We start from the raw sequence: 24,899 nt of genomic DNA on the forward strand, positions 1-24,899 counted from the left end.
GTCCGGCACCTTCCTACAGGAAGTCGTGCTGAACGCCTCCAATGGCTACAAAGCCAATATCAACATCCCCGCAGGTCAAAATGGTGTAAGGATCTACGCCGACACGCTCAATGACAATGTCTACGAAGGTAACGAAAGCATCAAGATCCAAGGCGCGGTGATCGGCCAACAAGGTTGGGTGCAATCTCAGGCCTCAACCATCACCGATGAGGCAGACAAACCTACACTCTCCGTCATAAACACGAATACAGGTAACAAAGTCAACGAGTCCAATTGGGCCACATTTAGTATCAAACTCAGCAATCCCGTGGACCAAGTAACCAAGGTAAAAGTGAACGTCTTCACCGGTGCTGAGCCCGGCATTACAAACAAGGATTTAGGTGGGTACGAGTATTGGACAGGCTCAGCCTGGGCAAACTTCAAGAGTGGCAGCAAACTGACTATAGCGGCCTTCCAAACCGAGCTTCAGATACGGGTCAAACCTGTCGATGACAATAAAGCTGATGGCAACGAAACACTGATTATTAAAGCTAAACCTATTGGTGAAGAGACTCATATTCATAGCGGCGAAGTACAAGGTTCAGTGCTTGTCGTCGACAAAGGATACCAGGACACCAGCAACTCCAATTCTGGCCATGTTCACTGGCACATTGATGGCGGTGGTGCTCAACACTTAGTGGGGAATGGTTGGCGTCCAAACGAAAAAGTGACGCTTTTTGGCCCTGATGGATCCAAAACGGTCGTTTATGCCGATAATTTCGGTAACTTCCACCTTAGTGGGGATAACTTATATACCGCAACAGGTACGCTGACAGCTCGTGGCAGAGAGAGTGGCGACTCCACTGATTACATTACTCCAAATATCACTCCTATCGTCCTGGACTTGGACGGTGACGGTATTGAAACCAGTGATGTTACAGAAGCGCCTGTCAGTTTCGACTATGACGGCGATGGCGAAAAGATAAATACAGGTTGGGCTTCTGGTGGAGATGGCTTACTGGTTCATGACATTAACAAAGACGGCCAGATCAACGACGGTTCAGAACTTTTTGGCTCAAACACTCTTCTTCAAGACGGCACCACTGCTGCTGACGGCTATGAGGCGCTAGCGCAACATGATGCGAATGCTGACGGTGTCATTGATGAAAACGACGCTGTCTACGCTGACCTAAACGTCTGGGTAGACAAGGACCAAGATGGAGAAACCGATGAAGGTGAACTCCTGAGTATGGAAGATGCTGGCGTCGCGTCAATCAACCTAGATGCACAAACCACGGATGACGAGCAAAACAATAATATCATCGGAAAAACATCCACTTACACAACCACAGATGGCGAAGAACGTACCGCTGCTGATGTTTGGTTTGCGACTCAACAAAACGCCGAAGAAGAAACAAACCTTACCGGATTGATTGAGGAGCACAGCATCAGTGGGCTGGACAGTAGCGAGCTCGTTTGGCATAGCGAAGACGTCGCGGATCACCCTTGGTCTGACACTGTCACAGATTTTAACGTTGAACAGACTCATCTTGATCTCTCAGATTTAGTCCACGACAAAGAAGACCACCTGCTGACTGAATCAGATGTAGACATGTTCGAGCAAGACGGCTCATTAGTGCTCCGAGTCGACACAGATGGAGATCATACATGGAATCAAGAAATTATCCTTCAGGATGTGTCACTGCAGGATATTGTCGACGAAAACGGTGTAATAAAGAATGGCGTGTTTAGTGATGACAACGTGAAAGAGCTTTTCCAGAAAGCTGCTGCAACAGATGTCGTTGAAAATACGTCTACTCACCTAGATGACCCAACTATCGATCACCACTAACTAAAGGCGGTTTATCGTGCGATTAGCAGATAATGTAAAAGCTCAGTGGAGTATTCCCGGATCCGTCCAAACCACTGAAGACCCATTGTTAGATTGCTTGGTCATTCTCACAGAGTACTACGGTTCGCCGTGCTCCCGAGAAGCGCTAGTAGCGAGTTTACCTATGAGGGATGCTCGCCTGACACCAGACATATTTCCACAAGCATCATCAAGAGCAGGGCTGGTATCAAAAATAGTGAGAAAGCCGCTTAACACTATCGGTGAAATGCTCACTCCTTGTGTTTTGCTTCTAGCGGACCAAAAAGCCTGTATTTTACGATCATTAGACAGCGAAACGGGTACTGCACTCATCCAGCTGCCTGATACTGGCGGTGAAAGTGAGATCAGTTTCGAGGATCTAGAGTCCCAGTATGTTGGCTATACCATACTGATTAAGAAACAATTTCGCGGTGATGAAAGCGTCGACATTCATCAACATACTAAGAAAGGACACTGGCTTTTTTCTATGTTGAGAGAAGCCGCCCCCATCTACAGAGAGGCGCTACTTGCGTCTGTCGTTGTGAACATTTTTGCGCTTGTCTCTCCCCTATTCATGATGAATGTGTATGACAAAATATTACCGAATCAAGCATTCGAATCCTTATGGGTACTTGCAAGTGGCGCTGCTTTGGTATTTTCGTTTGATTACATACTTCGCTACGTAAGAAGTATGCTCATCGACAATGCAGGAAAGAAAATTGATATCGTCGTTTCTTCGCGATTATTTGCCAAATCCATAGGCATACCCCTTGAGAAGCGCGGCCCCAGTGTCGGCGGTATGGCAAAGCAAATCAGTGAGTTTGACAGTGTAAGAGAAATGTTGACCTCCACAACAATTACAGCGTTGGTCGATCTGCCGTTTGCCATTTTTTTCCTTTTTATCATCTACATCTTCGCAGGTGATTTAGCCGCTGTACCTTTAATGTCGGGCATTATCATCATTGGATACGCATTCGCGATTCAGCCAAAACTTCGAGATGCCATAGAGGAAAGCAGCAAGTTTGCAGGCTTGAAAAATGGGCATTTAATAGAAAGTCTCTCGGCGATGGAAACCATTAAAGCGAACTTAGCTGAAGGGATCGTACAAAAAACTTGGCAACAAATGATCGCCCACTCGGCAACGTGGGGATTAAAGGTCAAGAAAATATCACAATCCGTGTCATACCTTGCCACCTTCGTTACTCAAATGACGGCCGTCGTCGTTGTTATTTTCGGTGTTTACCGGGTCTCTCAGGGTGATATTTCAATGGGTGGAATCATAGCTGCAGTTATGCTCTCCAGCCGGGTCGTCTCCCCGATGGCACAATTGGCCAACCTCCTCACCCGTTCTAACCAAACAATGAGCTCGCTACGCCAACTTGATGCGTTAATGGAACAGAGCGACGAGTTCGAAAATAAAGGCCATTTGATAAGTCGACGCCAACTAAAAGGACGAATCGAATGTTCGGCCGTCAGTTTTACCTATGAAGAAACAGAGGAGCCTGTTCTTTACCCTACGTCCTTGGTAATAGAAGAAGGCGAAAGCGTCGCCATTATTGGAAAAAACGGCTCCGGCAAAACCACACTACTTAAAATGTTCGCGGGGCTTTACCAACCCACTCAAGGCAGCCTGAGATTCGATGGCGTGGATTCGGGGCAGATCCATCCTGCGGATCTTCGTAGAAATGTAGGCTATATGCCACAAGACATTACGTTATTCCATGGCACTATTCGCGACAACATTCTCTTTGGCACGCGTCAAGTCACTGAACATCAACTTATTCGTGCGGTACAACTCTCTGGTGTCAGTCAATTTACGTCATTGGATTCTAAAGGCTTAGACAAGCAAGTTGGCGAAAGAGGCGATGCACTCTCAAGAGGACAACGTCAAGCTGTCGCGTTGGCACGCTCTATTCTTAACGACCCCTCAATTCTCCTTATGGACGAACCCACATCCTCCATGGATGCTTTTGCAGAAAAACAATTCCTTCGTGCCATGCACCAAGTCAGTAAGGAAAGAACGCTTGTCCTTATCACCCACAAAATGTCATTACTCGAGATCGTCGATCGTGTCGTGGTTGTCGACAAAGGGCGCGTTTTCCTCGACGGCCCAAGGGAAGTTGTACTAGAGAAACTGTCGAAAGGCCCAAACGTTGGTAACGACTCGAGAAGGCAGGCTAATAATGAAAAGTAAAGATGATCGTGAACACCTAGACATGGCTGATGATATTTATGGCGCAATGATGATGGATGTGCCTCGTCGGTACCGCGTTGTTGTGTGGGTGCTCATCATAATGGTTGCTTCTTTCATCGTATGGGCGTCGATTTCATCACTCGATCAAGTCACTCGGGGTGAAGGAAAAGTCATCCCCTCCTCACAGGTGCAATTGATTCAAAGCCTTGATGGCGGTGTGTTACAAGAAATGTTTGTTAAAGAAGGCATGACGGTAAAAAAAGGCATGCCTCTGGTACATATTGATGACACCCGGTTTCGCTCAGACGTTGCACAACAAGAAGAAGAAGATGCAAGCCTTAATGCCAACATTATTCGGTTACAACAAGAGTTAAATAGCATCGAGCTAAAAGGATTAGACGTAAACTGGCAGGATCAAATTCGCATTAGTCCCGCTATCTTAACATTCCCTGATCTACTTATTGAGCAAGAACCGGAACTGCTTAAACGTCAGGCTCTTGAATATAAAGGGCATTTGGATGATATCAAAAATAAAATCGAAATACTGTCCCGTCAGGTTCTTCAAAAACACCAAGAGATTAGAGAGTTAAGAACCAAGATAAAAACATTGGAAAGCAGTGCCAAATTGGTGGCGAAAGAGTATGAGCTCACAAAACCCCTCGCAAAGAAAAAGATCGTCCCTGAAATTGAACTGCTCAAGCTACAACGGCAAGTGAATGATATGCGTGGCGAAATTGCTGCCTTATATCAACTTCAACCAAAGCTTAAAGCACAGCAGGACGAGGCCATATTTAAACGGCGTGAAGCAGTACTTTCATTTCAAAATGACAATCGCACGCAAATTAGCGAACTCGAGGCAAAGCTATCTCGCCTTCAACAAGCAAAAGTAGGCTCTCAAGATAAAGTCAACAAGGCCATTATTACCTCCCCCGTCAACGGCACTATAAAAACCATTCATATCAATACGCTAGGTGGTGTTATCAGGTCGGGAGACGACATTCTTGAAATCGTACCGACTGAAGATCAATTGCTTATTGAAGCGAAAATTCTCCCCAAAGACATTGCATTTCTTCACTCAGGTTTGCCTGCTGTTGTAAAAGTCACAGCCTATGACTTTACACGTTATGGCGGTTTGAAAGGGAAACTGGAGCATATTAGCGCAGACACGACGCAAGATGAAAAAGGTAACAGCTATTATCTCGTCAGAGTAAGAACTGATGTTTCAAACCTATCAAAAAATGACGGCACCTCACTGCCTATCATTCCAGGCATGCTAACAAGTGTCGACATCGTTACAGGGAAACGAACAATACTAGATTACATCCTTAATCCAATTTTACGCGCCAGGGAGTCGGCGCTTCGTGAACATTAATAGAGAATTTCCACAGGAGCCTATAACAATGCTTAAGTATAAAAGTATCAAACGCTTCATCGAACTACTCACTTGTTCTTTTGTCGTATTTCTGCCGACAACAAGTCATTCAGAAACATTGGAGCAAGTTGTCGCAAAGTCGCTGAACTCTAGCCCCGAAGTAAGACGCGCATTCAATGCCTACAAAGCACAACAGGAGCAAATAGGCCAAGCTTTTGCAGGATATTTACCCACGGTAGATCTTACTGCGGGTTATGGATGGGAGCAAAGTAACAGCCCTTCTACACGTGCTGCGGGTAGAAAAAACGATGAACTTAACCCCGGTGAAGCAGGAATCAGCATACGACAAGCATTGTTCAGCGGTTACCAAACCCAGAATGAAGTTAATCGTTCTAAAGCAGAAGCCAGTTCAGGTTACTGGAATCTTATTGCTACGTCTGAAGACCTGTCCCTAGAAGCAGTGAAAGTCTACATCAAGTATATTCAGGCAAAAGAAGTCGTCGCCCTTTCAGAAGACAATTTAGACAGCCACAAGATCATTTTCGGCCAAATCAAAGAAAAAACAGATTCAGGACTCGGCTCATCCGCTGACTTATCTCAAATCACGGGTAGATTGGCGCGCGCCAACTCGAACTTGATCGCAGCAAAAAACAACCTGATGGATGCAAAAAGTAACTTTGTAAAAGTTGTTAATCATGCACCTAAAAGTCTCAGCACACCAAAACCGGATGCCAGTCTTGTTCCATCTAACTTGGAATTTGCCATCTCTGCAGCGCAAAAAGAGCACCCTACCCTCAAACTGTCTAACTCAGATATTTCAGCCGCTCAGTATCAACGAGAAGCTTCCAAATCTTCCTACTACCCGCAAGTGAGCTTAGAGCTCAACGGAAATTGGAATAACGACATAGGCGGCACATTAGGACATGACAATGATGTTCAAGCGATGCTGCGCATAAGCTATAACCTCTATAACGGCGGTCGTGACGAGGCATTTGAAAGAGAAATGGCTTATCGGATTGGGGAATCAAAAGAAATAAACGAGAAGGCAGCCAGAGACGTTATAGAGGGCACAACGTTAGCGTGGAATGCACACATTTCACTGAATCAACAGATGCTGTTCTTGAAAGAGCATGTCATTGCAGCAAGGGAAACGCAGAGCGCGTACAAACTCCAATTTGGATTAGGTCAGCGAACACTCATTGATTTGTTGGATTCAGAAAACGAATTGTTTGAGTCGAGGAAAGACTATCTCGCCGCCGAATATGATTACCTCATTGCTGAATATCGTATTCTTCATTCTACAGGGCAACTGCTTTCATCTTTGCGAGTCCAGCATCCTGTCGATTCTCAATCAGACCATCAATAAGGCTGACACACGATGAAGATTTTACTGTTCACACTGTTTGCAGCCCTCCTTTCTGGATGTGCAGGAAAAGAGATAGAGACATTCCCAGAAAACTTTGCACAACCCAGTGATTTGAGGGATCTCGATCTTGATGGCGTCATCGAAGACAGAGAAAAATGCGACGACACAATAAAGGGAGCCATCGTCAACAATGATGGTTGCTCAGGCGTAAAGACGGTCAATGAGCGCTTTACCTTAAACATACTTTTTGCGAATGGTTCGTCCTACATCCACCCTAACTATTATCCAGAAGTGGCAAAAGTGGCTGACTTCATAAAAAGACATCCCTACACCGATGTCATCATAGAAGGTCATGCTAGCGCGACAGGCCCAGCAGATATCAACAAAAGATTATCCCTTGAACGCGCACAATCAATTAAAGCATTGCTATTATCGAGATATGGGATAGAGCGAGCCAGAATACAGTCGATTGGGTATGGAGAAGATCAATTATTGGATACTGCAAATACACCAGAAGCAGACAAGCGTAATCGACGTGTGGTTGCAGATATGCGCGGAAGCGATAAAAGAACACCATTAAAGTGGACCATATACACACAATTGGAAAACTAAATTACAGATGGAACTAAGCATGACGATAACTAACAAAATTACGCTTGTTGTGATTGGAATACTTCTGCTCCTATGTTCAGTCCTTGCTGTTGCTGAGTTTTCTATCAACTTAGCCTTTCTTCAGCAAGAAATGCAGCTCCAAGCTCAAAGCGCGATGCAAAACCTTAGCATTGCTTTAATCCCGATATTGGAGACGGGTGATAAAGAGAAAAGTGAACTGTTTTTTTCGACAGTGATGTCAGAAGGAACAAGGCTGAATGAGGCGACGCTTAAGTGGATGTTTGATGATGAGTTTCAGAATTGGTCGCATCAGACAGGCATAAACCAAAAAGTGCCTGAATGGTTCATGTCTTTGGGGTTTGTAGAACCGATCTCATTAACATCAACAATTAACAACGGCTGGACAGATCTTGGCACTTTATCCATCACCGTCACGTCCGATTATGCCTATTTAGCGCTTTGGGAACTGTCAGTACCTTTCACGATTTTTGCTATCGCAGTGATTGTTGTTGCCACCATTCTCGTGAGAGTGGCATTAAAACGCGCGCTCTCTCCTGTCGTTGCCATGACAAAAGAAGCCAAGCGTATTGCCCAATTGGACTTCTCAGCCAAAATACCTACGCCAAAAGACACGGATTTACGTGAACTCACCCATTCTTTCAATGACATGTCATCACAGATCCAAAATCTGTTCGACACACTAAATGAAGAGATGAATGCACTAAGACAAAAATACTTGTTCGATCAGGCATCAGGTTTCCCAAATAGGAGTTTCTTGATGCGGCAACTCGAAAGTTGGCTCTCAGAGGGCGACTGTGGTGTTCTCATGTTCGCAAACTTAAAGTGGCTAGAAGATGTGAAACCCAATGAGGGCAATAAAAGCCTCAATGACAGCTTAGCCGCGTTAAGAAAATCACTGGAAAAGGTGTTGCCTCACTCTAACGATGCATTTGCTGCCAGAGTCGGTAAATCAGAGCTCGCCATATTTGTTCCGAGTGTTCATGAGAAACAAGCGCGCACCCTTTTAAGCGCCCTTATCAGAACGTTTAGCAATGAAGTCATCATGAGTGGCCTCTCTTCAGCGAACGCATTTACTATTGGGATTGCAGAGAAAAAAAATGACGACACAGTTGCAACGCTTCTTTCTCGTGCAAATACTGCATTACAGGAGGCAGAAGAGTCCCAGAAAGTCTTTTTGTTTGCGAGTGCTGGTGAAGAATTGTCTTCAACGCAAATCGACAGCGGCTTAGAGTCAGCTATCAACGCCAACACGTTTGGGTTCAAACTGCAGCCAATCCTCTCGAAACAGTCTCACGAGATACAGCACTATGAGGCTTATGCGCAAATCCCAATGGATAACGAGTTTGTGCCCGCAAAAAACCTTGTTTCAGACCTCTCTAGGCTTTCATTGTCCAACAAGTTTGATCAATCGGTTGTCAATCAAATTATTGATGTTCTGAAAAGCGATATGACGTTTAAACCTGTCTCCGTAAACATCACGGCAAATAGCGTCAAAAATCCTGAGTTTGTAAAATGGCTCATCAAAACAGTGAAAAAGAACCAGCTCCAAGAGCGTTTGCTTTTTGAGTTTGCTGAAGCCGTGGTTTGCCTCAGCCCAGAGGATTGCGAAGTAACCTGCCAGCGCTTTAGAGAGGCAGGTATAAAATTCGGTATTGACCGATTTGGACAACATCTCTCCTCTGTGTCCTATCTCAGAGCCTTGAAACCAACCTTCGTAAAACTAGACCACTCTTTTCTACAAAATGGAGAGGAAGACAATAACCACTTGTTGCTAACACCAATGATAAAAATGGCATCCAGTCTTGGTATCGAGGTCATCGCCTCTGCGGTTGAATATAAACAACAACTTAACCATTTATCTAACACCAACATTGATGGCTACTTTGGATACATATCGCCGCCAGTGGCACTCGAGTCATTAACATGCGACGTGGCAAAGAGCGCTTAGAATACATAATCACTCAATCTAAGTAAGAGGTTTTGGCCTCTTACTTAGGTTTTATATTTAGTCACCAAGGAAATAAGCAACTCAAAAACTCACCGTGTAAAATCACCCAACCTAGGCCACTACACACGACCTAGCAATAACACTGACATTCCCCGCTTCGACCTCACTCTCACCTAAAGAAACCGTTAACCATTCCTTCACTCAGCTATGGCATTATCCCTTGTATTTCCATCACGCCTGCACTGCCAAAGGCATTCGAGCTCAAGGACGACAAAGTGGCCGTTACACTCCGAAAAGCACAACGAGACGATGTTGATGAGATCGCTTCAATACATGTTGACTCGTGGAAGGCAGCATTTACGGGCCGTATGCCCCACAACTATATCGAGAGTTATACCCTGCCACGCCGAGTGACCGAATGGCATCAATTACTTACGAATAATGCAGAAACCGTGGTTGTCGCGGAGTCTGGCGGCAGAGTGATAGGTTTCCTCTCTTTCAAGATCAGCCAAACACATGAGAATGCCATCGAACTGAGCAAGCTATACCTTTGTCCTAGCGCTTATGGAAAAGGCGTTGGCAGTTTGCTGATGAACTATTTGGAAAAGGAAGTGGCATCCCATCATGTTCATCAGATAACACTCTATGTCTTAGACAATAATGACGCAGCGATAAGGTTTTATACAAAACAAGGTTTTGCGTTTGCAGAGGGTGCCGTTTCAACAGAGTTTGAGGGCGAAGTGATTATCGATTTATTGATGATTAAGCACTGCTCTATCTAGTTTCAACATCGTCCGCGACGGGCCTTTACTCATCCCCCTTCCAAGGACAAGTCTAGAAGGGGGTGTTGGCGAGAGGAACCAACAACCCACCACATGAATTTGAATACAAAACTTAGCCCGCTAACTCAAAAACTGACGAATATCTTCGAGACTTGCAGGATCATCAATGGTCGATGGGACAGTGTAACTCTCGCCGTCGGCAATTTGTCGAATGATGCGTCGGAGGATTTTACCCGAGCGTGTTTTTGGTAGCCTGTCGACAACAATCGCACGTTGGAAACAAGCCACAGGTCCAATTTCATTTCGCACCTTTGCTACCAGCGCGGCTTCAATATCACCACTGACTGACACATAACCGTCTTTTAGCACCACTAAACCTAATGGAACCTGCCCTTTTAAGTCGTCATACACGCCCACCACGGCACACTCGGCAACGGCTTCATGTGCCCCAACGATTTCTTCCATTTCCCCTGTCGATAAACGGTGACCCGACACGTTGATCACATCATCGATTCGACCCATCACGAAAAGATAGCCTTCTTCGTCCATGTAGCCACCGTCACCGGACACGTAATAGCCGGGAAATTGCTGCAAATAGCCAGATTCAAACCGATCATGGTTTCGCCAGACCGTGCTCAAACAACTTGGCGGTAAGGGGCGTTTAATCGCGATAAAACCTTGCGTATTGACGGATTGACGTTGGCCTGACTCATCCAAAATCTCGACATGAAAACCCGGTGTCGGTTTAGTGGACGAACCAGGCTTAATCGCAAAGGTTTCCAGCCCGATCGGGTTAGCGCTTATCGCCCAGCCCGTTTCAGTTTGCCACCAGTGGTCAACCACAGGGCGCCCTGTTTTTTCTTCCACCCATTCAAGCGTGGGCGGATCCAGACGCTCACCCGCCATAAAAATATGGCGCAATGCAGACATCGGATACTGCGGAACATGAACACCATCAGGGTCTTCTTTCTTGATGGCACGAAATGCTGTCGGTGCAGAAAACAGCACAGCGACATTGTAATCATCGCACACTCGCCAAAATGCACCGGGGTCCGGCGTTCTCACAGGCTTCCCTTCGAACATGATAGTTGTACAGCCATGAATCAAAGGCGCGTACACAATGTAGGAATGACCGACAACCCAGCCAACGTCCGACGCCGCCCAATACGTTTCACCGGGCTTTACATCATAGATGGCAGACATGCTGTATTTCATGGCGACAGCATGACCGCCGTTATCACGCACCACGCCTTTCGGCTTCCCTGTGGTGCCTGATGTGTAGAGGATATAAAGCGGGTCGGTGGCATTCACTGGCACACAGTCATGAGGTGCCGCCTTTTCAATCAAGGTTGACCAGTCAGCATCGCGCGCGTTATCCAAATTCGCGGGGAATTCTTGTCGCTGGAACACCACCACATGTTCAGGTTTCCAGCGGCTATCCATCACAGCGCGATCAACCAAAGGTTTGTAAGGAATCACGTTGCTAACTTCAATCCCGCACGATGCGGTCAGAAGCACTTTAGGTTCAGCATCTTCAAGGCGCACGGCCAATTCATTAGGCGCAAAACCACCAAAAACGACGGAGTGAATTGCCCCTAAACGTGCACACGCCAACATCGCTATCGCCGCTTGGGGGATCATCGGCATATAAATGACCACACGATCGCCCTTTTCTACCCCAAGCGCAGCCAACATGCCTGCACACTTCGCGACTTGATCGCGCAAAACCGAATAGCTGTATTGAGCTTTCTTTCCTGTAACGGGCGAATCATAAATCAGTGCAGTTTGATCGCCGCGCCCATTCTCAACATGATAATCCAACGCCAAATACGCCGTGTTCAGTTCACCGTCAGGAAACCATCGCTCAATGCCGTTGGCATCTTTTTCAAACGCAACGTTTGGCGGTTTAAACCAGTGGATTTGTTTGGCTTGTTGCAGCCAAAAAGAGTCAGGAGTGTCAGTGGCTTGCTGAAAAGCGTGTTGATAGGCGGACGTCGTCATGTTTCTTGCCTCTAGGTGAACGCGGGTTTACTCCCCCACGATGACCATGAGGAAATCACCTTAGCGGCAAGATAATGTCACGTCTTACCGCTAAGTCACCGCCACGTCGCTAACACATTGGCTAGCGAGATACGTATCAGTTGATAGAGAACATTTCCATAAAGGTAGTCACTGGTGTTGTCATCAAAGTGTCCTGATCACAGCACAGCGCGTAGATTTTTTCGGTTTGCGCTGAAGGGAAGCGCGTTTGAAGGTTGCGTTTGAATTTGGCTTCCAACACTGGGATCCCTTCTTCACGGCGACGGCGGTGACCAATAGGGTATTCCACTTCTACACGTTCGGTTGAAGAGCCGTCAGTGAAAAACACCTGAACTGCGTTCGCAATGGAACGTTTTTCTGGGTCAAGATACTCCTCGCTGTAGCGGGTATCTTCTTGGATCACCATCTTGTCGCGAAGGGCATCGATACGCGGGTCATTGCGGTGGAAATCATCTTCATAGTGCTCTGCAATCAAATCACCATGAATCAGCGGCACAGCCAGCATGTATTGCAGGCAGTGATCGCGGTCAGCAGGGTTCGCCAAGTCGCCCACTTTAGAAATAATACGAATCGCAGATTCATGCGTGGTGACTTCAATGCGGTCAATCTCATCCAATCGATCTTTGATTTGCGGGTGCAAGGTAACGGCACACTCCACCGCCGTTTGCGCATGAAATTCTGCAGGAAACGAAATCTTAAACAGCACGTTCTCCATCACGTAACTGTTGAACGGCTGATTCACACGGAAGGCTTCGCCTTTGAACAACACATCATAGAAGCCCCACTTGTCCGCCGTCAGCACAGACGGTAACCCCATCTCCCCTTTCATGGTGATCATTGCCAGACGAACAGCACGTGATGTTGCATCGCCCGCCGCCCATGACTTGCGTGAACCTGCATTCGGCGCGTGGCGATACGTGCGCAATGAGCAACCATCAACCCATGCTTGCGAAAGCGCATCGATCACTTGGTCACGATTACCGCCCAACATGCGCGTCACTACCGCGGTTGATGCCACGCGCACTAATAACACATGGTCTAACCCGACGCGGTTGTAGCTGTTTTCCAACGCCATGACACCTTGGATTTCATGTGCTTTGATCATGGCGGTCAACACATCACGCATGGTCAGCGGCGCATTCCCTTCCGCGATTGCAACGCGACTGAGATAATCAGCCGTCGCCAAAATACCGCCCAAGTTGTCTGACGGGTGTCCCCACTCAGCGGCAAGCCAAGTGTCATTGAAATCAAGCCAACGGATCATGCAACCGATGTTGAACGCAGCGGTGATCGGGTCAAGTTCATGGGATGTGCCCGGCACACGTGCACCGTGTCGAACCGTTGTGCCAGGCACTAAAGGCCCCATGTGTTTGGTACATTCAGGAAAACGCAATGCCAGAAGTCCACAACCCAGCGTATCCATCAGGCAGTTTCTGGCTGTGTTATACGCTTCAGCAGAATCAATATCGGTCTCACACACATAGTCTGCGATGGTTTGGAGCAATGCATCCGGCTCTGGACGTTGGTTAATATCAACATTCTGTGACATGAATTAGGTTCCTTCCTTATGAAGTTGGATAGAAAAATTAGCGTTGTTCGATAGGTAACCAGTCTTGATGATCAGGGCCAACATAGTCCGCACTAGGACGAATAATTCGGTTGTGGTCACGCTGTTCAAAGACATGTGCACACCAGCCCGTCACTCGACTCATAACAAAAATTGGGGTAAACAATTCGGTGGGAATGCCCATGAAGTGATAAGCCGACGCGTGAAAGAAATCCGCATTGGCGAACAAATCTTTCTCTCGCTTCATTACCTGCTCAACACGCTCTGAAATGTCATAGAGTTTCGCGTCTGATGCTGATGCCGACAATTCCTTCGACCATGACTTAATCAGCGCATTGCGGGGATCAGATTCACGATAGATGGCATGACCAAATCCCATGACTTTCTCTTTTTTTGCTAGCATCTGCATCAATTGAGATTCAGCGTCGTCTGGGGTTTGCCAATCCTCGATCATTGCCATCGCCGCTTCGTTTGCGCCACCGTGTAGTGGCCCTCGGAGCGTACCAATGGCTGCCGTCACACAAGAGTGAAGATCTGAAAGCGTTGACGCACACACGCGGGCAGCGAAAGTGGATGCATTGAATTCATGCTCGGCGTAAAGCACCAAAGAACAGTGCATCACTTGTGTGTGCAATTCGGAAGGCGCTTTTCCCGTCAGCATTTCCAGAAAATACCCGCCCAAGCTTTCTTGGGTGCTGGATGCTGTGTCAATGCGCGTCCCATCCTGGTGGAAGCGATACCAGTAACAAATGATGGCGGGAAGGTGCGCCAAAATGGTGTCCGCTTTTTCACTTTGTTGTGAAAAATCCGTTTCCATATCGAGGTTACCAAGCATGGAGCACCCCGTGCGCATTACATCCATAGGGTGTGCATCTGCCGGGATCTGTTCAAGCACACGGCAGAGAGGTGCAGGTAAACCGCGCATGGCATTGAGTGCGTTTTTATAACCACGGAGTTCTTGGGCATTCGGCAACTTACCTTTCAGCAGCAAATACGCCACTTCTTCGAATTCAGCGTGTTTAGCCAGATCGCTGATGTCATAGCCGCGATACGTTAATCCTGTGCCCGTTTTTCCAACGGTGCACAAGGCCGTCATCCCGGCACTTTGACCTCGCAGTCCTTCACCACCCAACGGTTTATTTTTGTCCACCATTGTCCTCTCCTTGTCGTTAGTGTTTGTCTACGTCACTGCCTTTCCATTTATGCTCGTTACTAATGTCTAAATGAGCGCCTCGCGCTTATTGCATCGATCTAGCGTGTTTGTTTGCTTGAGAACAACGTATCGAGTTTCTGCTCGTAGTCGTGATATCCCAAATAGTCATAGAGCGCTTCGCGTGTTTGCATGACATCGACAACATTACGTTGATGACCATCAGCCAAAACATGTTGATACACATTGAGCGCAGCTTGGTTCATGGCGCGAAAAGCCGAGAGCGGGTAAAGCACCAATTCCACGCCCACGTCGGCAAGCTCTTGTTTTGAAAACAGCGGGGTTTGGCCAAATTCGGTGATATTGGCAAGCACAGGCACGTTTAACGCTTCCGTAAAGCACTGGTACTGTTCAAGCGTGTTAACCGCTTCGGGGAAGATCATGTCTGCGCCTGCTTCAACAAACGCCTGTGCCCTTTCAAGCGCAGCTTCCATGCCATCAACAGCAAGTGCATCGGTGCGCGCCATCACGACAAAGTTTTCATCGTGTCTCGCATCAACAGCCGCCTTCACGCGATCGACCATTTCTTGCTGGCTCACAATGGCTTTGTTAGGGCGATGACCGCAGCGTTTTTGTGCCACCTGATCTTCAATATGAACCGCCGCCACGCCTGCGCGTTCCATTTCTCGAATGGTACGCGCAATACTAAATGCGCCCCCAAACCCCGTATCGATGTCCACCAGCAGCGGCAGTGAAGAGGCATCAGTAATGCGTCTGGCATCTTCAAGCACATCGTTTAGCGTGGTCACACCCAGATCGGGCAAACCAAATGAGGCATTGGCGACGCCGCCGCCAGAAAGGTAAATGGCTTGATGCCCAACCTGCTCTGCCAACATCGCACAGTAAGCATTGATGGTTCCCATAACTTGAAGCGGTTGATTAGATACAACCGCATCACGAAACTTTTTCCCTGAGCTCATGATGCTTTCCCTTTCGTGGCATGAATGAGTGTCGATTATTGTTGTCGACGATGAATTTGTTCAGCTTCAAGATGTTTGGCAGCAAGCTGCCCACTGCGACGGATGTGGCGTCGCATCAGCATTTCTGCCAGCTCCGCATCACGCTCTTCTAACGCATCTAAGATCTGAAGGTGCTCGTTTAACGCGTTCTCAGGACGAGACGCAGTGCGCGTAGATTGCGTGCGATACATGCGCACAAGGTGATAAAGCTCATCACATAACAAACCAATCAGTTTGCTGTTACGACTCGCTTGGATAATGAGGTAATGGAAATCAAAGTCACCTTGCTGATGAAAATACGTTGCCCCATCAACATGGTCGATATGCTGTTCGTGTCGTTTAAGCAACTGTCGAAGTGATTCAATCTCAGTTTGCGTGATGTTGGCGCACGCTTGGCGAATTGCCATACCTTCTAACGCTTCTCGTACCGCATAGATTTCCGCAAGTTGAGCAGCACTGATGGTGACAACCCGTGCACCAACATGCGGCACACGTTCAACCAACCCCATGCTTTCCAGTCGCATCATGGCTTCACGTAAGGGACCACGGCTAACGCCCAACTCGCGAGATAATTCAGGTTCCGAAATTTTCATTCCAGACGCGAATTTGCCGAGCACGATGGCTTCGATGAGCCACTCCGTTATCCCTTCTGACTTGGTGACATCTTTCAATCTGCAACCCTCTTCATGTCGACACGTTTTGTTAACACTGCGTCGCATTGAAATGCATTTTGTCGACAATATGGCGACATAGAGCAATTATTGATCGATATTTACGGATTTACAAACAATATTGTCGACAACATCGTTAGACATTAGTCTACATCGCATTAACATTCGCGCGTTATTTGAACGCACATAATTGATGAATTCTTCTTTCAAACAGCAAGTGAAACTGTGAATCGCTACCAAGACAGTGAAGCTTTTCCCTCCAGATACCGAGTAGAGATCTAAATCCGGTCATTTTTTACATGTCTCATTCTTGAAACTTCTCTACTTTATTAGAAGCGCGATTTAAGTGGCGCTTTTTAAATACTAATCAATAAGTAGTTTAATTTTTCGAGGGATAGAACAATGGATGTATCACGCAAGAGCAAAGAGCTCACGCTATCGGCAGTTGCCGTCGCGTGTATGTTTGCTTTCAACGCGCAGGCTGCAACCGACTGTACGAATATTGAAGTATGGAAAGCTGATAAAGCTTATGCTGGCGGTTCAACTGTGCAGCAAAATGACAAGGTGTATAAATCGGGCTGGTGGAGCATGGGCAATAGCCCTGAAACGCACTCAGGCGATTACAAAGAATGGAAAAATATCGATGTCTGTGAAACCGACACGCCAGTCGATAACCTTGTCCCAACCGTTTCTTTAGACTCGCCGACCGACGCTGACGTCGTGAAAGTCGATGACGTCGTCACACTGACCGCCTCTGCTGCCGATGCTGATGGATCAGTCGCGAGTGTTGAGTTCTTTGTTGATGGCATGTCCGTTGGCAAAGATACGTCTTCTCCTTACAGCGCTACATACACCCCAACCCAAGAGGGTACGGTCGCTATCGTTGCCAAAGTGGTAGACAATGAAGGTGCTGTCGCTCAAACGGCCCCAGTATCTCTGGTTGTTGAAAAGGGCGTTATTGACCCTGGAAACGTGGCGCCAACCGTTTCATTGGCCGTCTCTTCTAGTGCTGTAGACCAAGGTGCAACTGTTACGCTAAGCGCCGATGCTGCTGACTCTGACGGTTCTGTAGCAAGCGTTGATTTTTACGCCGCTGGTCAGTTGATTGGTTCTGCAAACGCTGCACCGTTTACTTTGGATTGGGTTGCTAACAAAGCGGGCACTATCGCACTGTATGCAAAAGCAACAGATGACAAAGGCGCATCAACCGATTCAAGCACAGTTTCTGTCACAGTCACTGGTACACCAACCGTCTCTAACTGTCGCCCAGAAGGTCTTTACCAAACACCTGGCGTAAACGTGCCTTACTGTACGATTTACGATGCGGAAGGCCGTGAAGACATGGGTGCAGACCACCCTCGCCGTATCATCGGTTACTTCACAAGCTGGCGTTCAGGTGATGACCCGCAAGCCCAGTACCTTGTTGATGACATTCCTTGGGAACAACTCACACACATTAACTACGCCTTCGTGAGCATTGGCTCTGACGGTAAAGTGAACGTGGGTAACGTTAACGATCCAAACAACGCAGCAACGGGCAAAGAATGGCCAGGCGTTGAGGTTGATCCTGCATTAGGCTTCAAAGGTCACTTCGGTGCACTTGCGACGTACAAGCAAAAACATGACGTTAAGACACTGATTTCTATCGGTGGCTGGGCGGAAACAGGTGGTCACTTTGCTGAAAACGGCGACCGTATCGCCGATGGTGGCTTCTACTCGATGACCACAAACTCTGACGGTTCAATCAACCATGCGGGTATCGAGAAATTCGCGGCCTCTGCCGTTGAAATGATTCGTACCTACAAGTTTGACGGTATCGACATCGACTACGAATACCCAACCTCGATGGCAGGCGCGGGTAACCCAGATGACAAAGCAGTAATGGAACCGCTTCGTCCATACCTATGGGCGTCTTACCAAGAACTGATGCGCGTACTTCGAGAGAAGATCGACATTGCGTCTGAACAAGACGGTATTCACTACATGCTGACCATCGCGTCACCATCTTCGGGCTACTTACTCCGTGGTATGGAAACGTTCGATGTCACTAAGTACCTTGATTACGTCAACATCATGTCTTACGACTTACATGGTGCGTGGAATGACCACGTTGGTCATAACGCTGCGTTGTTCGATACAGGTAAAGACTCCGAGCTAGCAGCATGGAACGTTTATGGCACTAGCCAATATGGCGGCATGGGCTACCTCAACACTGACTGGGCTTACCATTACTTCCGTGGCTCTATGCCAGCAGGCCGTATCAACATTGGTGTTCCTTACTACACCCGCGGTTGGCAAGGCGTAACAGGCGGTGAAAACGGTCTGTGGGGTAAAGCTGCACTGCCTAACCAAGCTGAATGTGCTGCTGGTACAGGCGAAGGTGAGAAGAACAACTGTGGTAACGGTGCTATCGGTATCGATAACATGTGGCACGACAAGAACTCACTCGGCGAAGAGATGGGTGCAGGTTCTAACCCAATGTGGCACGCGAAGAACCTTGAAAACGGTGTCTTCGGTTCGTATGCAACGGCTTATCAGCTAGATCCAGCGAACGACCCATCTGACGCACTGACAGGTTCTTATGCCCGCAACTACGACGCAGTGGCAGTCGCTCCTTGGTTGTGGAACGCAGAGAAGAAAGTCTTCCTGTCTACAGAAGATGTCGACTCTGTTTCTGTTAAATCTGACTATATTGTCGATAAAGGCATCGGCGGCATCATGTTCTGGGAGCTTGCGGGCGACTACAACTGTTATGTGTTTGATGCAAACGGCAACCGTTCAACCACCATTGATAAAACCGAAGTGGCTTGTCAAACCGGTAACGGTGAGTTCCACATGGGTAACAGCATGACCAACGCGATCTACGAGAAGTTCGCCGCGGCAGCGCCATATGGTAACAAGCTATCTGAAACAGCAATGCCTGAACAAGCAGTAGACATTGCCGTTAGCGTTGGTGGCTTCAAAGTGGGTGACCAAAACTACCCAATCAACCCGAAAGTCATCTTCACTAACAACACAGGTACTGACTTACCTGGTGGCACGGAATTCCAATTCGATATTCCAACCTCAGCACCAGATAACGCGAAGGACCAAAGTGGTGGTGGCTTGAAAGTGATTGCTTCTGGTCACACGAGAGCTGACAACATCGGCGGCTTGGAAGGTGTTATGCACCGTGCAGCTTTCTCGCTACCGGCTTGGAAATCACTACCAGCAGGCGAAAGCTATGAATTGGATATGGTTTACTACCTCCCAATCTCAGGCCCAGCGAACTACACAGTTAACATTAACGGCGTAGATTATGCGTTCGCGTTTGAGTACAGCGATTTGCCACTGGCTGACCTGTCAACACCGACAGATCCAGGTAACCCTGACAATCCAAACCCAGGTACCTGTGACACCACTGGCTTGAATGTATATCCAAACTGGCCACAAGCCGATTGGCAAGGCACCCCTACCCACGCGGGTACAGGTGACCAAATCGTTCATGAAGGCAAAGTGTACAAAGCGAACTGGTGGACATCGTCTGTTCCAGGAAGCGATGGCAGCTGGTCTGTCGTGTGTGGCTAACAGAAGCTAGAAGCTAGAAGCTAGAAGCTAGAAGCTAGAAGCTAGAAGCTAGAAGCTAGAAGCTAGAAGCTAGAAGCTAGAAGCTAGAAGCTAGAAGCTAGAAAAAGTAAATCAAAGCCAACTCTTCATGAGTTGGCTTTTTTCGTTAGAACAGGCGCAAACCGATGCTAAACATCAAACGGTGCAGTTCAGGATCTTTATTCACAATGTCTTTTACAACATTGTATTCAATACCAACAAACGCCAACTCATCGATGCTATAACGCAATCCCGCACTGCCCATTATCCCAGCACCCAACGCGTTTTTCCCTGCTGTCGGATTCAAATCCCCAATGGTCGCACCCGTTTCTAAGTACAGCTCGGGAAGCCATACTTTTTGCGTGTTGAGTTCTAAGCCAAACCCCGCAGCGCCTGCTTTAACAGGTTTACTGATTTCGGCACGTCCCATGCCATACAACCGTAATTTATTGCCTAACAACGAATAGAACTGATGACGGTAGCGTAAATCGAAACCCACCGACCCTTGGCCAGCTTGATCGTCGGCAGAGGTTGTGCCTGTTGTATTCATACCGAGCACCAACGCATTGGTCTTTATCCATGACGCCAACGCATTTGGGCTTTCCCATATCAGCCCAAACCCACCCGCACTGCCTTGACCTGAGGCATCAAGCATCTGTTTCACAAACTCTGTACATTGCAGCCCAAACAGGTTGTATTTAGGACGATTTTTACACGTGGTTACAGCGAACTTGAATGCAGCATTAAACTGCTCAGCTGTTAGCTCAAACGTTTGTCTCGCGGGGTTGTTTTTATTGTGACTTGTGATGTCTGGATGATGCACACAGCCGTCCACATCGGCTTTCATGTCATTCGCGTAGTATCCCTCTTTTGGCCAAAAACCATAGGTCCACAAGTTGCCTTTGTCATCTTGTAACCTTACCCACGCATGACCCACCTTTTGTGTGGCGGGTAACAGCAGAAATGGCCCTTCTTTATCAGCAAACGCCGTGATAGAAAATTTGCCTGTTTCCGTGGTATTGCCGTCTTTTATTGAGCAGTTTTGTGAGCAGTCCGCTTCACTTAAAAACTGCGTTGTAGAGCGCCCCGCTTGTGATTGTTGCACCACATGCGTGAGTTCATGCGCCAGTGTCTTGCGTCCCGAAGCATGATCTGGCTGGAATTCCCCGCGATTAAACACAATGTTGCTTCCCACGGTGTACGCTCTTGCATTTAAACCAGACGCCTTGCTCGCGGCTCGAGAGTCGGTATGAAGACGAACATGCGAGAAGTCATAACCAAAGCGTTGTTCCATGTCTTGTTTAAGGGGCGCATCTAAGGGCGTCCCGCCACTGGGGATAATGCTTTGAAGGTTTCTCGGGATTTGCGGCCTCGACAAGCGAACTGTATGTCGAGAAGGCGAAGCGTCAATGAGCTTCTTCTGACAAACAAGGCAAGGGGGTGCCGCTGGCGAACGTATGACTTGCTCCGCCACGGAGTCTGCTTCCCGTTCTGCACTCTCCGAATTGAACGTCTCTTTACTGATCATTTGAATACGAATCGGCGACGTTTCAATTTCCCGCCGGCCCAACACCGACTGAGAACACGCAGCGGTTGGTAAGTCGCTTTCATGCTGTTTATTCAGAGGAACATTAGTGTGCTGAGGAACAGCAGCGTGCAGAGGACCAAGGGCGTGACGCTGTCTTTCTAACATCGCGCTTCGGGCACCTCGAGAGGCAAGAGAAAAGCCGTTCGTCAACGCTGGCTCTCCCCCGCATTTGTGACAACTCGCATACATAGGTCACTTCCTCACGGTTACTGTGATTCAGTTCATCTGCCTCACATTGTGTCGTTACCCTAGTTGATCCGCAGAAAAGAAGGCTTCTGATTTCTAGCAATTAGCAGTACTTAATACACTGTCATTAAATATCCTGACACCCGAAAACACTTTAGGGATATTGATCCTATGCAGTAAGATTTTTCATACAAACGCGCTGCTCTTTTGTTCCGTTGCGTCGTATCATAGGCACAGATCTACTAGCAACAACATGTTGTTTCTTCTTTCTTCTTTTCATGAAGGTTCCATGATTTATAAACTTTTTGAACGGGTCACCGCCGCGTTCCCTCAATCTCAAACGGAACAACCACCCAACAGTTTGCTGGCGTTTTGTCGTCACTACACAAAAGGGTTTGAACGTCCACTCATCGCGATGTCGATCCTTACTGCATTGATTGCAGTGGCGGAAGTGTCTCTGTTCGGTTTTATGGGGCAAATGGTTGATTGGCTAACCAGCCAAAACCCAGACACCTTTCTAGAGCAAGAAGGCTCAACGCTGATCGGCATGGGTTTATTGGTTCTTGTCGGTATGCCATTGCTTGTCACCGTGCATTCTCTTGTGTTGCACCAATCGCTGCTTGGCAACTATCCCATGTCAATTCGTTGGTTAGCGCACCGCTATTTGCTCAAGCAAAGCATTAGCTTCTACCAAAACGATTTTGCAGGACGCATTGCCACCAAGGTAATGCAAACCGCGTTGTCTATACGCGAAACCGTCATGAAGTTGTTGGATGTCGCGGTGTACATCAGCGTCTACTTCACGGCCATGTTAATCATGGTTGGACAAGCTGACATTCGGTTAATGATCCCGCTCCTGATTTGGCTGCTTGCTTATATTTGCATCCAAATGTACTTCGTTCCTCGCCTGAAAGCGGTATCGACAGAACAAGCTGACGCACGCTCACTCATGACGGGACGTATTGTCGACAGCTACACCAACATCGCTACCGTGAAGCTGTTCTCGCACACTGACCGTGAAACAGAATACGCAGAAGAAGGCATGAATACCTTCCTTGATACCGTGCACCGCCAAATGCGACTCGCAACGGGCTTTAACATCGCGGTAGAAATCATCAACTACACCTTGGTGTTCTCTATTGCTGCTATCTCAATCTGGTTATGGCTAGATTCTGCCATCAGCGTTGGCGCAATAGCTATTGCAGTCAGTTTGGCGCTCCGCATTAACGGCATGTCAAAATGGATCATGTGGGAAATCGGCTCGTTGTTCGAAAACATCGGCACAGTTGTTGATGGCATGACCACACTATCGAACCCCGTGGAAGTAAGCGACAAAGACAACGCAGCTGCCTTGAATGTACCCAAAGGCGAAATCTCGTTTGACAATGTGCGCTTCCATTATGGCGAAGGCAAAGGTGTGATTGAGAAACTCAACCTCAACATCAAGCCAGGCGAGAAAGTGGGGTTAGTGGGCCGTTCAGGTGCAGGTAAGTCCACCCTTGTGAATCTGCTGATGCGTTTTCACGATGTTGAAGGCGGCATGATTCGCATTGATGGCCAAAATATTTCAGAAGTCACTCAGGACTCGCTGCGCGCCAACATCGGCATGGTGACGCAAGATACATCGTTATTGCACCGCTCAATCCGCGATAACATTCTGTATGGCAATCCCGATGCGGGCGAAGATGCAATGCATGAGGCCAGCCGACGTGCGCAGGCCCATGACTTCATTGAAACCTTGTCTGACCCACACGGCAACACCGGCTATGATTCTCAAGTCGGTGAGCGCGGCGTGAAATTGTCAGGCGGTCAGCGTCAACGTGTAGCGATTTCTCGCGTATTGTTGAAAGATGCGCCAATTCTCCTCTTGGATGAAGCCACCTCCGCGTTAGATTCAGAAGTGGAAGCCGCGATTCAAGAAAGCTTGTATCAGCTCATGGAAGGCAAAACCGTGATTGCCATTGCGCACCGTTTATCGACGATTGCAGCAATGGACCGTTTGATCGTGCTTGATAACGGCGAGATCGCTGAAGAAGGCACACACCAAGAATTGATTGCCAGTGGCGGTATTTATGCCCAGCTCTGGCAGCATCAAACGGGTGGGTTTATTGGCGACTAGCCAAAAATGTGTCCTCCCTTCAAAAGAGGTGCGTTAAGCACCTCTTTTTTGTTTCTCAAAAAGCACAGATGTCGCAACAAAGGAATTCCTCTCCTACGCTTAGCTAGTAGAAATCGACCCAACGAGGAAAACGATATGCAACTCGCTAAGACCGCAACGAAAATCCTTTGTACGTCTCTCCTTTCTTTCGGCCTTATCGCATGTTCCGGTCACGATCCCGTGCCCGAGAGTAAATGCGGTGAGGTAGTGAAACATGCACAGAAAGTGCTGGGTGCCATGGCACCAAGTGCGGGTGAACTCATGAGCCAATGTAAGGCAGCTGACGACAGCGCACGTGGGTGTGTCATGGCCGCTACTAAAAAAGGCGCGCTCGCGCAGTGCTTGTAACCTAATACGATCGCAACCTTTAGGACAATGAGATTGCCGCGCCTTGGCTTTCATAACGAGTAGGCACTCAGCGAGCGAAAGCGCGCGCAATTAATTGAAAAGCTGTTTCTCTAACAATGTTGCGCTGGCGTATACTGCTGCCAAATGAAATTCGGAGCTGTGTATGCGCACTTCAACACTGGTTGGCATTAAAGTAGGGTTAATTCTTCTACTTGCGTTTATCGCCTTGATGGGTCAAACCAACAATGCACCTTACTCAGAATGGTTGAATGATGCTTTTATGGGTGTCGCATTCACCTTTGCTTGGGGCCTTGGTGTACCAGAAATGCTGGCGTATGTTTTGTCAGTATTGGTCTTTGCTGCCATTTTTGGCTGTGGCTTTGTCATTGGTCAGAAGTTTTCGAGAAAGCTCGACCATTAACAAACCACCAAAAAGAAACGAG

The 24,899-nt window shown here is 47.7% G+C and carries 17 protein-coding genes; 11 read left to right on the forward strand and 6 right to left on the reverse strand.

Going from position 1 to position 24,899, the window contains the following annotated elements; all coding sequences use genetic code 11:
- The 7 genes from BM082_RS05735 to BM082_RS05765 form a co-directional block, all read left to right on the forward strand.
- The coding region (locus BM082_RS05735) for a calcium-binding protein (protein WP_074925695.1) at nucleotides 1-1,831 on the forward strand (1,831 nt) is incomplete at its 5' end.
- Between the two features lie 16 nt (nucleotides 1,832-1,847).
- A complete protein-coding gene (locus tag BM082_RS05740; protein WP_244275942.1) occupies nucleotides 1,848-4,043 on the forward strand; it encodes a type I secretion system permease/ATPase in 2,196 nt (731 codons plus the stop codon).
- Nucleotides 4,033-5,415 (forward strand): HlyD family type I secretion periplasmic adaptor subunit, encoded by a 1,383-nt coding sequence (locus BM082_RS05745; protein ID WP_074925698.1) that lies wholly within the window; start codon nucleotides 4,033-4,035, stop codon nucleotides 5,413-5,415. The genes BM082_RS05740 and BM082_RS05745 overlap by 11 nt, the downstream gene beginning before the upstream one ends.
- 28 nt (nucleotides 5,416-5,443) lie before the next feature.
- Entirely contained in the window at nucleotides 5,444-6,781 is a 1,338-nt protein-coding gene (locus BM082_RS05750) for a TolC family outer membrane protein (RefSeq protein ID WP_074925702.1), read from the forward strand.
- Between the two features lie 12 nt (nucleotides 6,782-6,793).
- Entirely contained in the window at nucleotides 6,794-7,393 is a 600-nt protein-coding gene (locus tag BM082_RS05755; protein ID WP_074925706.1) for an OmpA family protein, read from the forward strand.
- 19 nt (nucleotides 7,394-7,412) lie between these two features.
- Nucleotides 7,413-9,362 carry a bifunctional diguanylate cyclase/phosphodiesterase gene (locus BM082_RS05760; protein WP_074925709.1) on the forward strand — a complete coding sequence of 650 codons (1,950 nt, stop codon included), beginning with the start codon at nucleotides 7,413-7,415 and terminating at the stop codon, nucleotides 9,360-9,362.
- Between the two features lie 275 nt (nucleotides 9,363-9,637).
- On the forward strand, nucleotides 9,638-10,144 hold the full coding sequence (locus tag BM082_RS05765; RefSeq protein WP_017011139.1) for a GNAT family N-acetyltransferase: 507 nt from the start codon (nucleotides 9,638-9,640) through the stop codon (nucleotides 10,142-10,144).
- A 120-nt stretch (nucleotides 10,145-10,264) separates the two neighbouring features.
- On the opposite strand, the gene BM082_RS05770 is transcribed toward BM082_RS05765, so the two are convergent.
- From BM082_RS05770 to BM082_RS05790, 5 genes are all read right to left on the reverse strand, one after another.
- Nucleotides 10,265-12,145, reverse strand: coding sequence for a propionyl-CoA synthetase (locus BM082_RS05770; protein WP_074925714.1), 1,881 nt, complete (start codon nucleotides 12,143-12,145; stop codon nucleotides 10,265-10,267).
- A 136-nt stretch (nucleotides 12,146-12,281) separates the two neighbouring features.
- Nucleotides 12,282-13,733, reverse strand: a complete 1,452-nt coding sequence (locus BM082_RS05775) for a bifunctional 2-methylcitrate dehydratase/aconitate hydratase (protein ID WP_074925717.1) — start codon at nucleotides 13,731-13,733, stop codon at nucleotides 12,282-12,284.
- A 37-nt stretch (nucleotides 13,734-13,770) separates the two neighbouring features.
- Nucleotides 13,771-14,904: a bifunctional 2-methylcitrate synthase/citrate synthase gene (prpC, locus tag BM082_RS05780; RefSeq protein WP_074925722.1), complete on the reverse strand. Its 1,134-nt coding sequence runs from the start codon at nucleotides 14,902-14,904 to the stop codon at nucleotides 13,771-13,773.
- Nucleotides 14,905-15,002: 98 nt separating this feature from the next.
- Nucleotides 15,003-15,881, reverse strand: a complete 879-nt coding sequence (gene prpB, locus BM082_RS05785) for a methylisocitrate lyase (RefSeq protein WP_074925726.1) — start codon at nucleotides 15,879-15,881, stop codon at nucleotides 15,003-15,005.
- Nucleotides 15,882-15,916: 35 nt separating this feature from the next.
- On the reverse strand, nucleotides 15,917-16,639 hold the full coding sequence (locus tag BM082_RS05790) for a GntR family transcriptional regulator (protein WP_017012980.1): 723 nt from the start codon (nucleotides 16,637-16,639) through the stop codon (nucleotides 15,917-15,919).
- A gap of 354 nt (nucleotides 16,640-16,993) precedes the next feature.
- Between BM082_RS05790 and BM082_RS05795 the strand changes: the two genes are divergently transcribed.
- Nucleotides 16,994-20,158, forward strand: coding sequence for a chitinase C-terminal domain-containing protein (locus BM082_RS05795; RefSeq protein WP_074925729.1), 3,165 nt, complete (start codon nucleotides 16,994-16,996; stop codon nucleotides 20,156-20,158).
- A gap of 145 nt (nucleotides 20,159-20,303) precedes the next feature.
- Here the strand turns inward: BM082_RS05795 and BM082_RS05800 are convergent, their stop codons facing one another.
- On the reverse strand, nucleotides 20,304-21,869 hold the full coding sequence (locus tag BM082_RS05800) for an eCIS core domain-containing protein (RefSeq protein WP_244275944.1): 1,566 nt from the start codon (nucleotides 21,867-21,869) through the stop codon (nucleotides 20,304-20,306).
- A 334-nt stretch (nucleotides 21,870-22,203) separates the two neighbouring features.
- Here BM082_RS05800 and BM082_RS05805 point away from each other — a divergent pair, with 334 nt between their 5' ends.
- The 3 genes from BM082_RS05805 to BM082_RS05815 all read left to right on the forward strand — a co-directional run bounded on the left by BM082_RS05805 (nucleotide 22,204) and on the right by BM082_RS05815 (nucleotide 24,877).
- A complete protein-coding gene (locus BM082_RS05805) occupies nucleotides 22,204-24,069 on the forward strand; it encodes an ABC transporter ATP-binding protein (RefSeq protein ID WP_371738761.1) in 1,866 nt (621 codons plus the stop codon).
- A 135-nt stretch (nucleotides 24,070-24,204) separates the two neighbouring features.
- Entirely contained in the window at nucleotides 24,205-24,456 is a 252-nt protein-coding gene (locus BM082_RS05810; protein ID WP_017011148.1) for a hypothetical protein, read from the forward strand.
- Between the two features lie 163 nt (nucleotides 24,457-24,619).
- Nucleotides 24,620-24,877: a hypothetical protein gene (locus tag BM082_RS05815; protein WP_017012974.1), complete on the forward strand. Its 258-nt coding sequence runs from the start codon at nucleotides 24,620-24,622 to the stop codon at nucleotides 24,875-24,877.
- Nucleotides 24,878-24,899: the final 22 nt, after the last annotated feature.

Origin of the sequence: Enterovibrio norvegicus DSM 15893 (assembly GCF_900115495.1) — a bacterium.
In the GTDB taxonomy this organism is placed as follows: Bacteria; Pseudomonadota; Gammaproteobacteria; order Enterobacterales; family Vibrionaceae; genus Enterovibrio; species Enterovibrio norvegicus.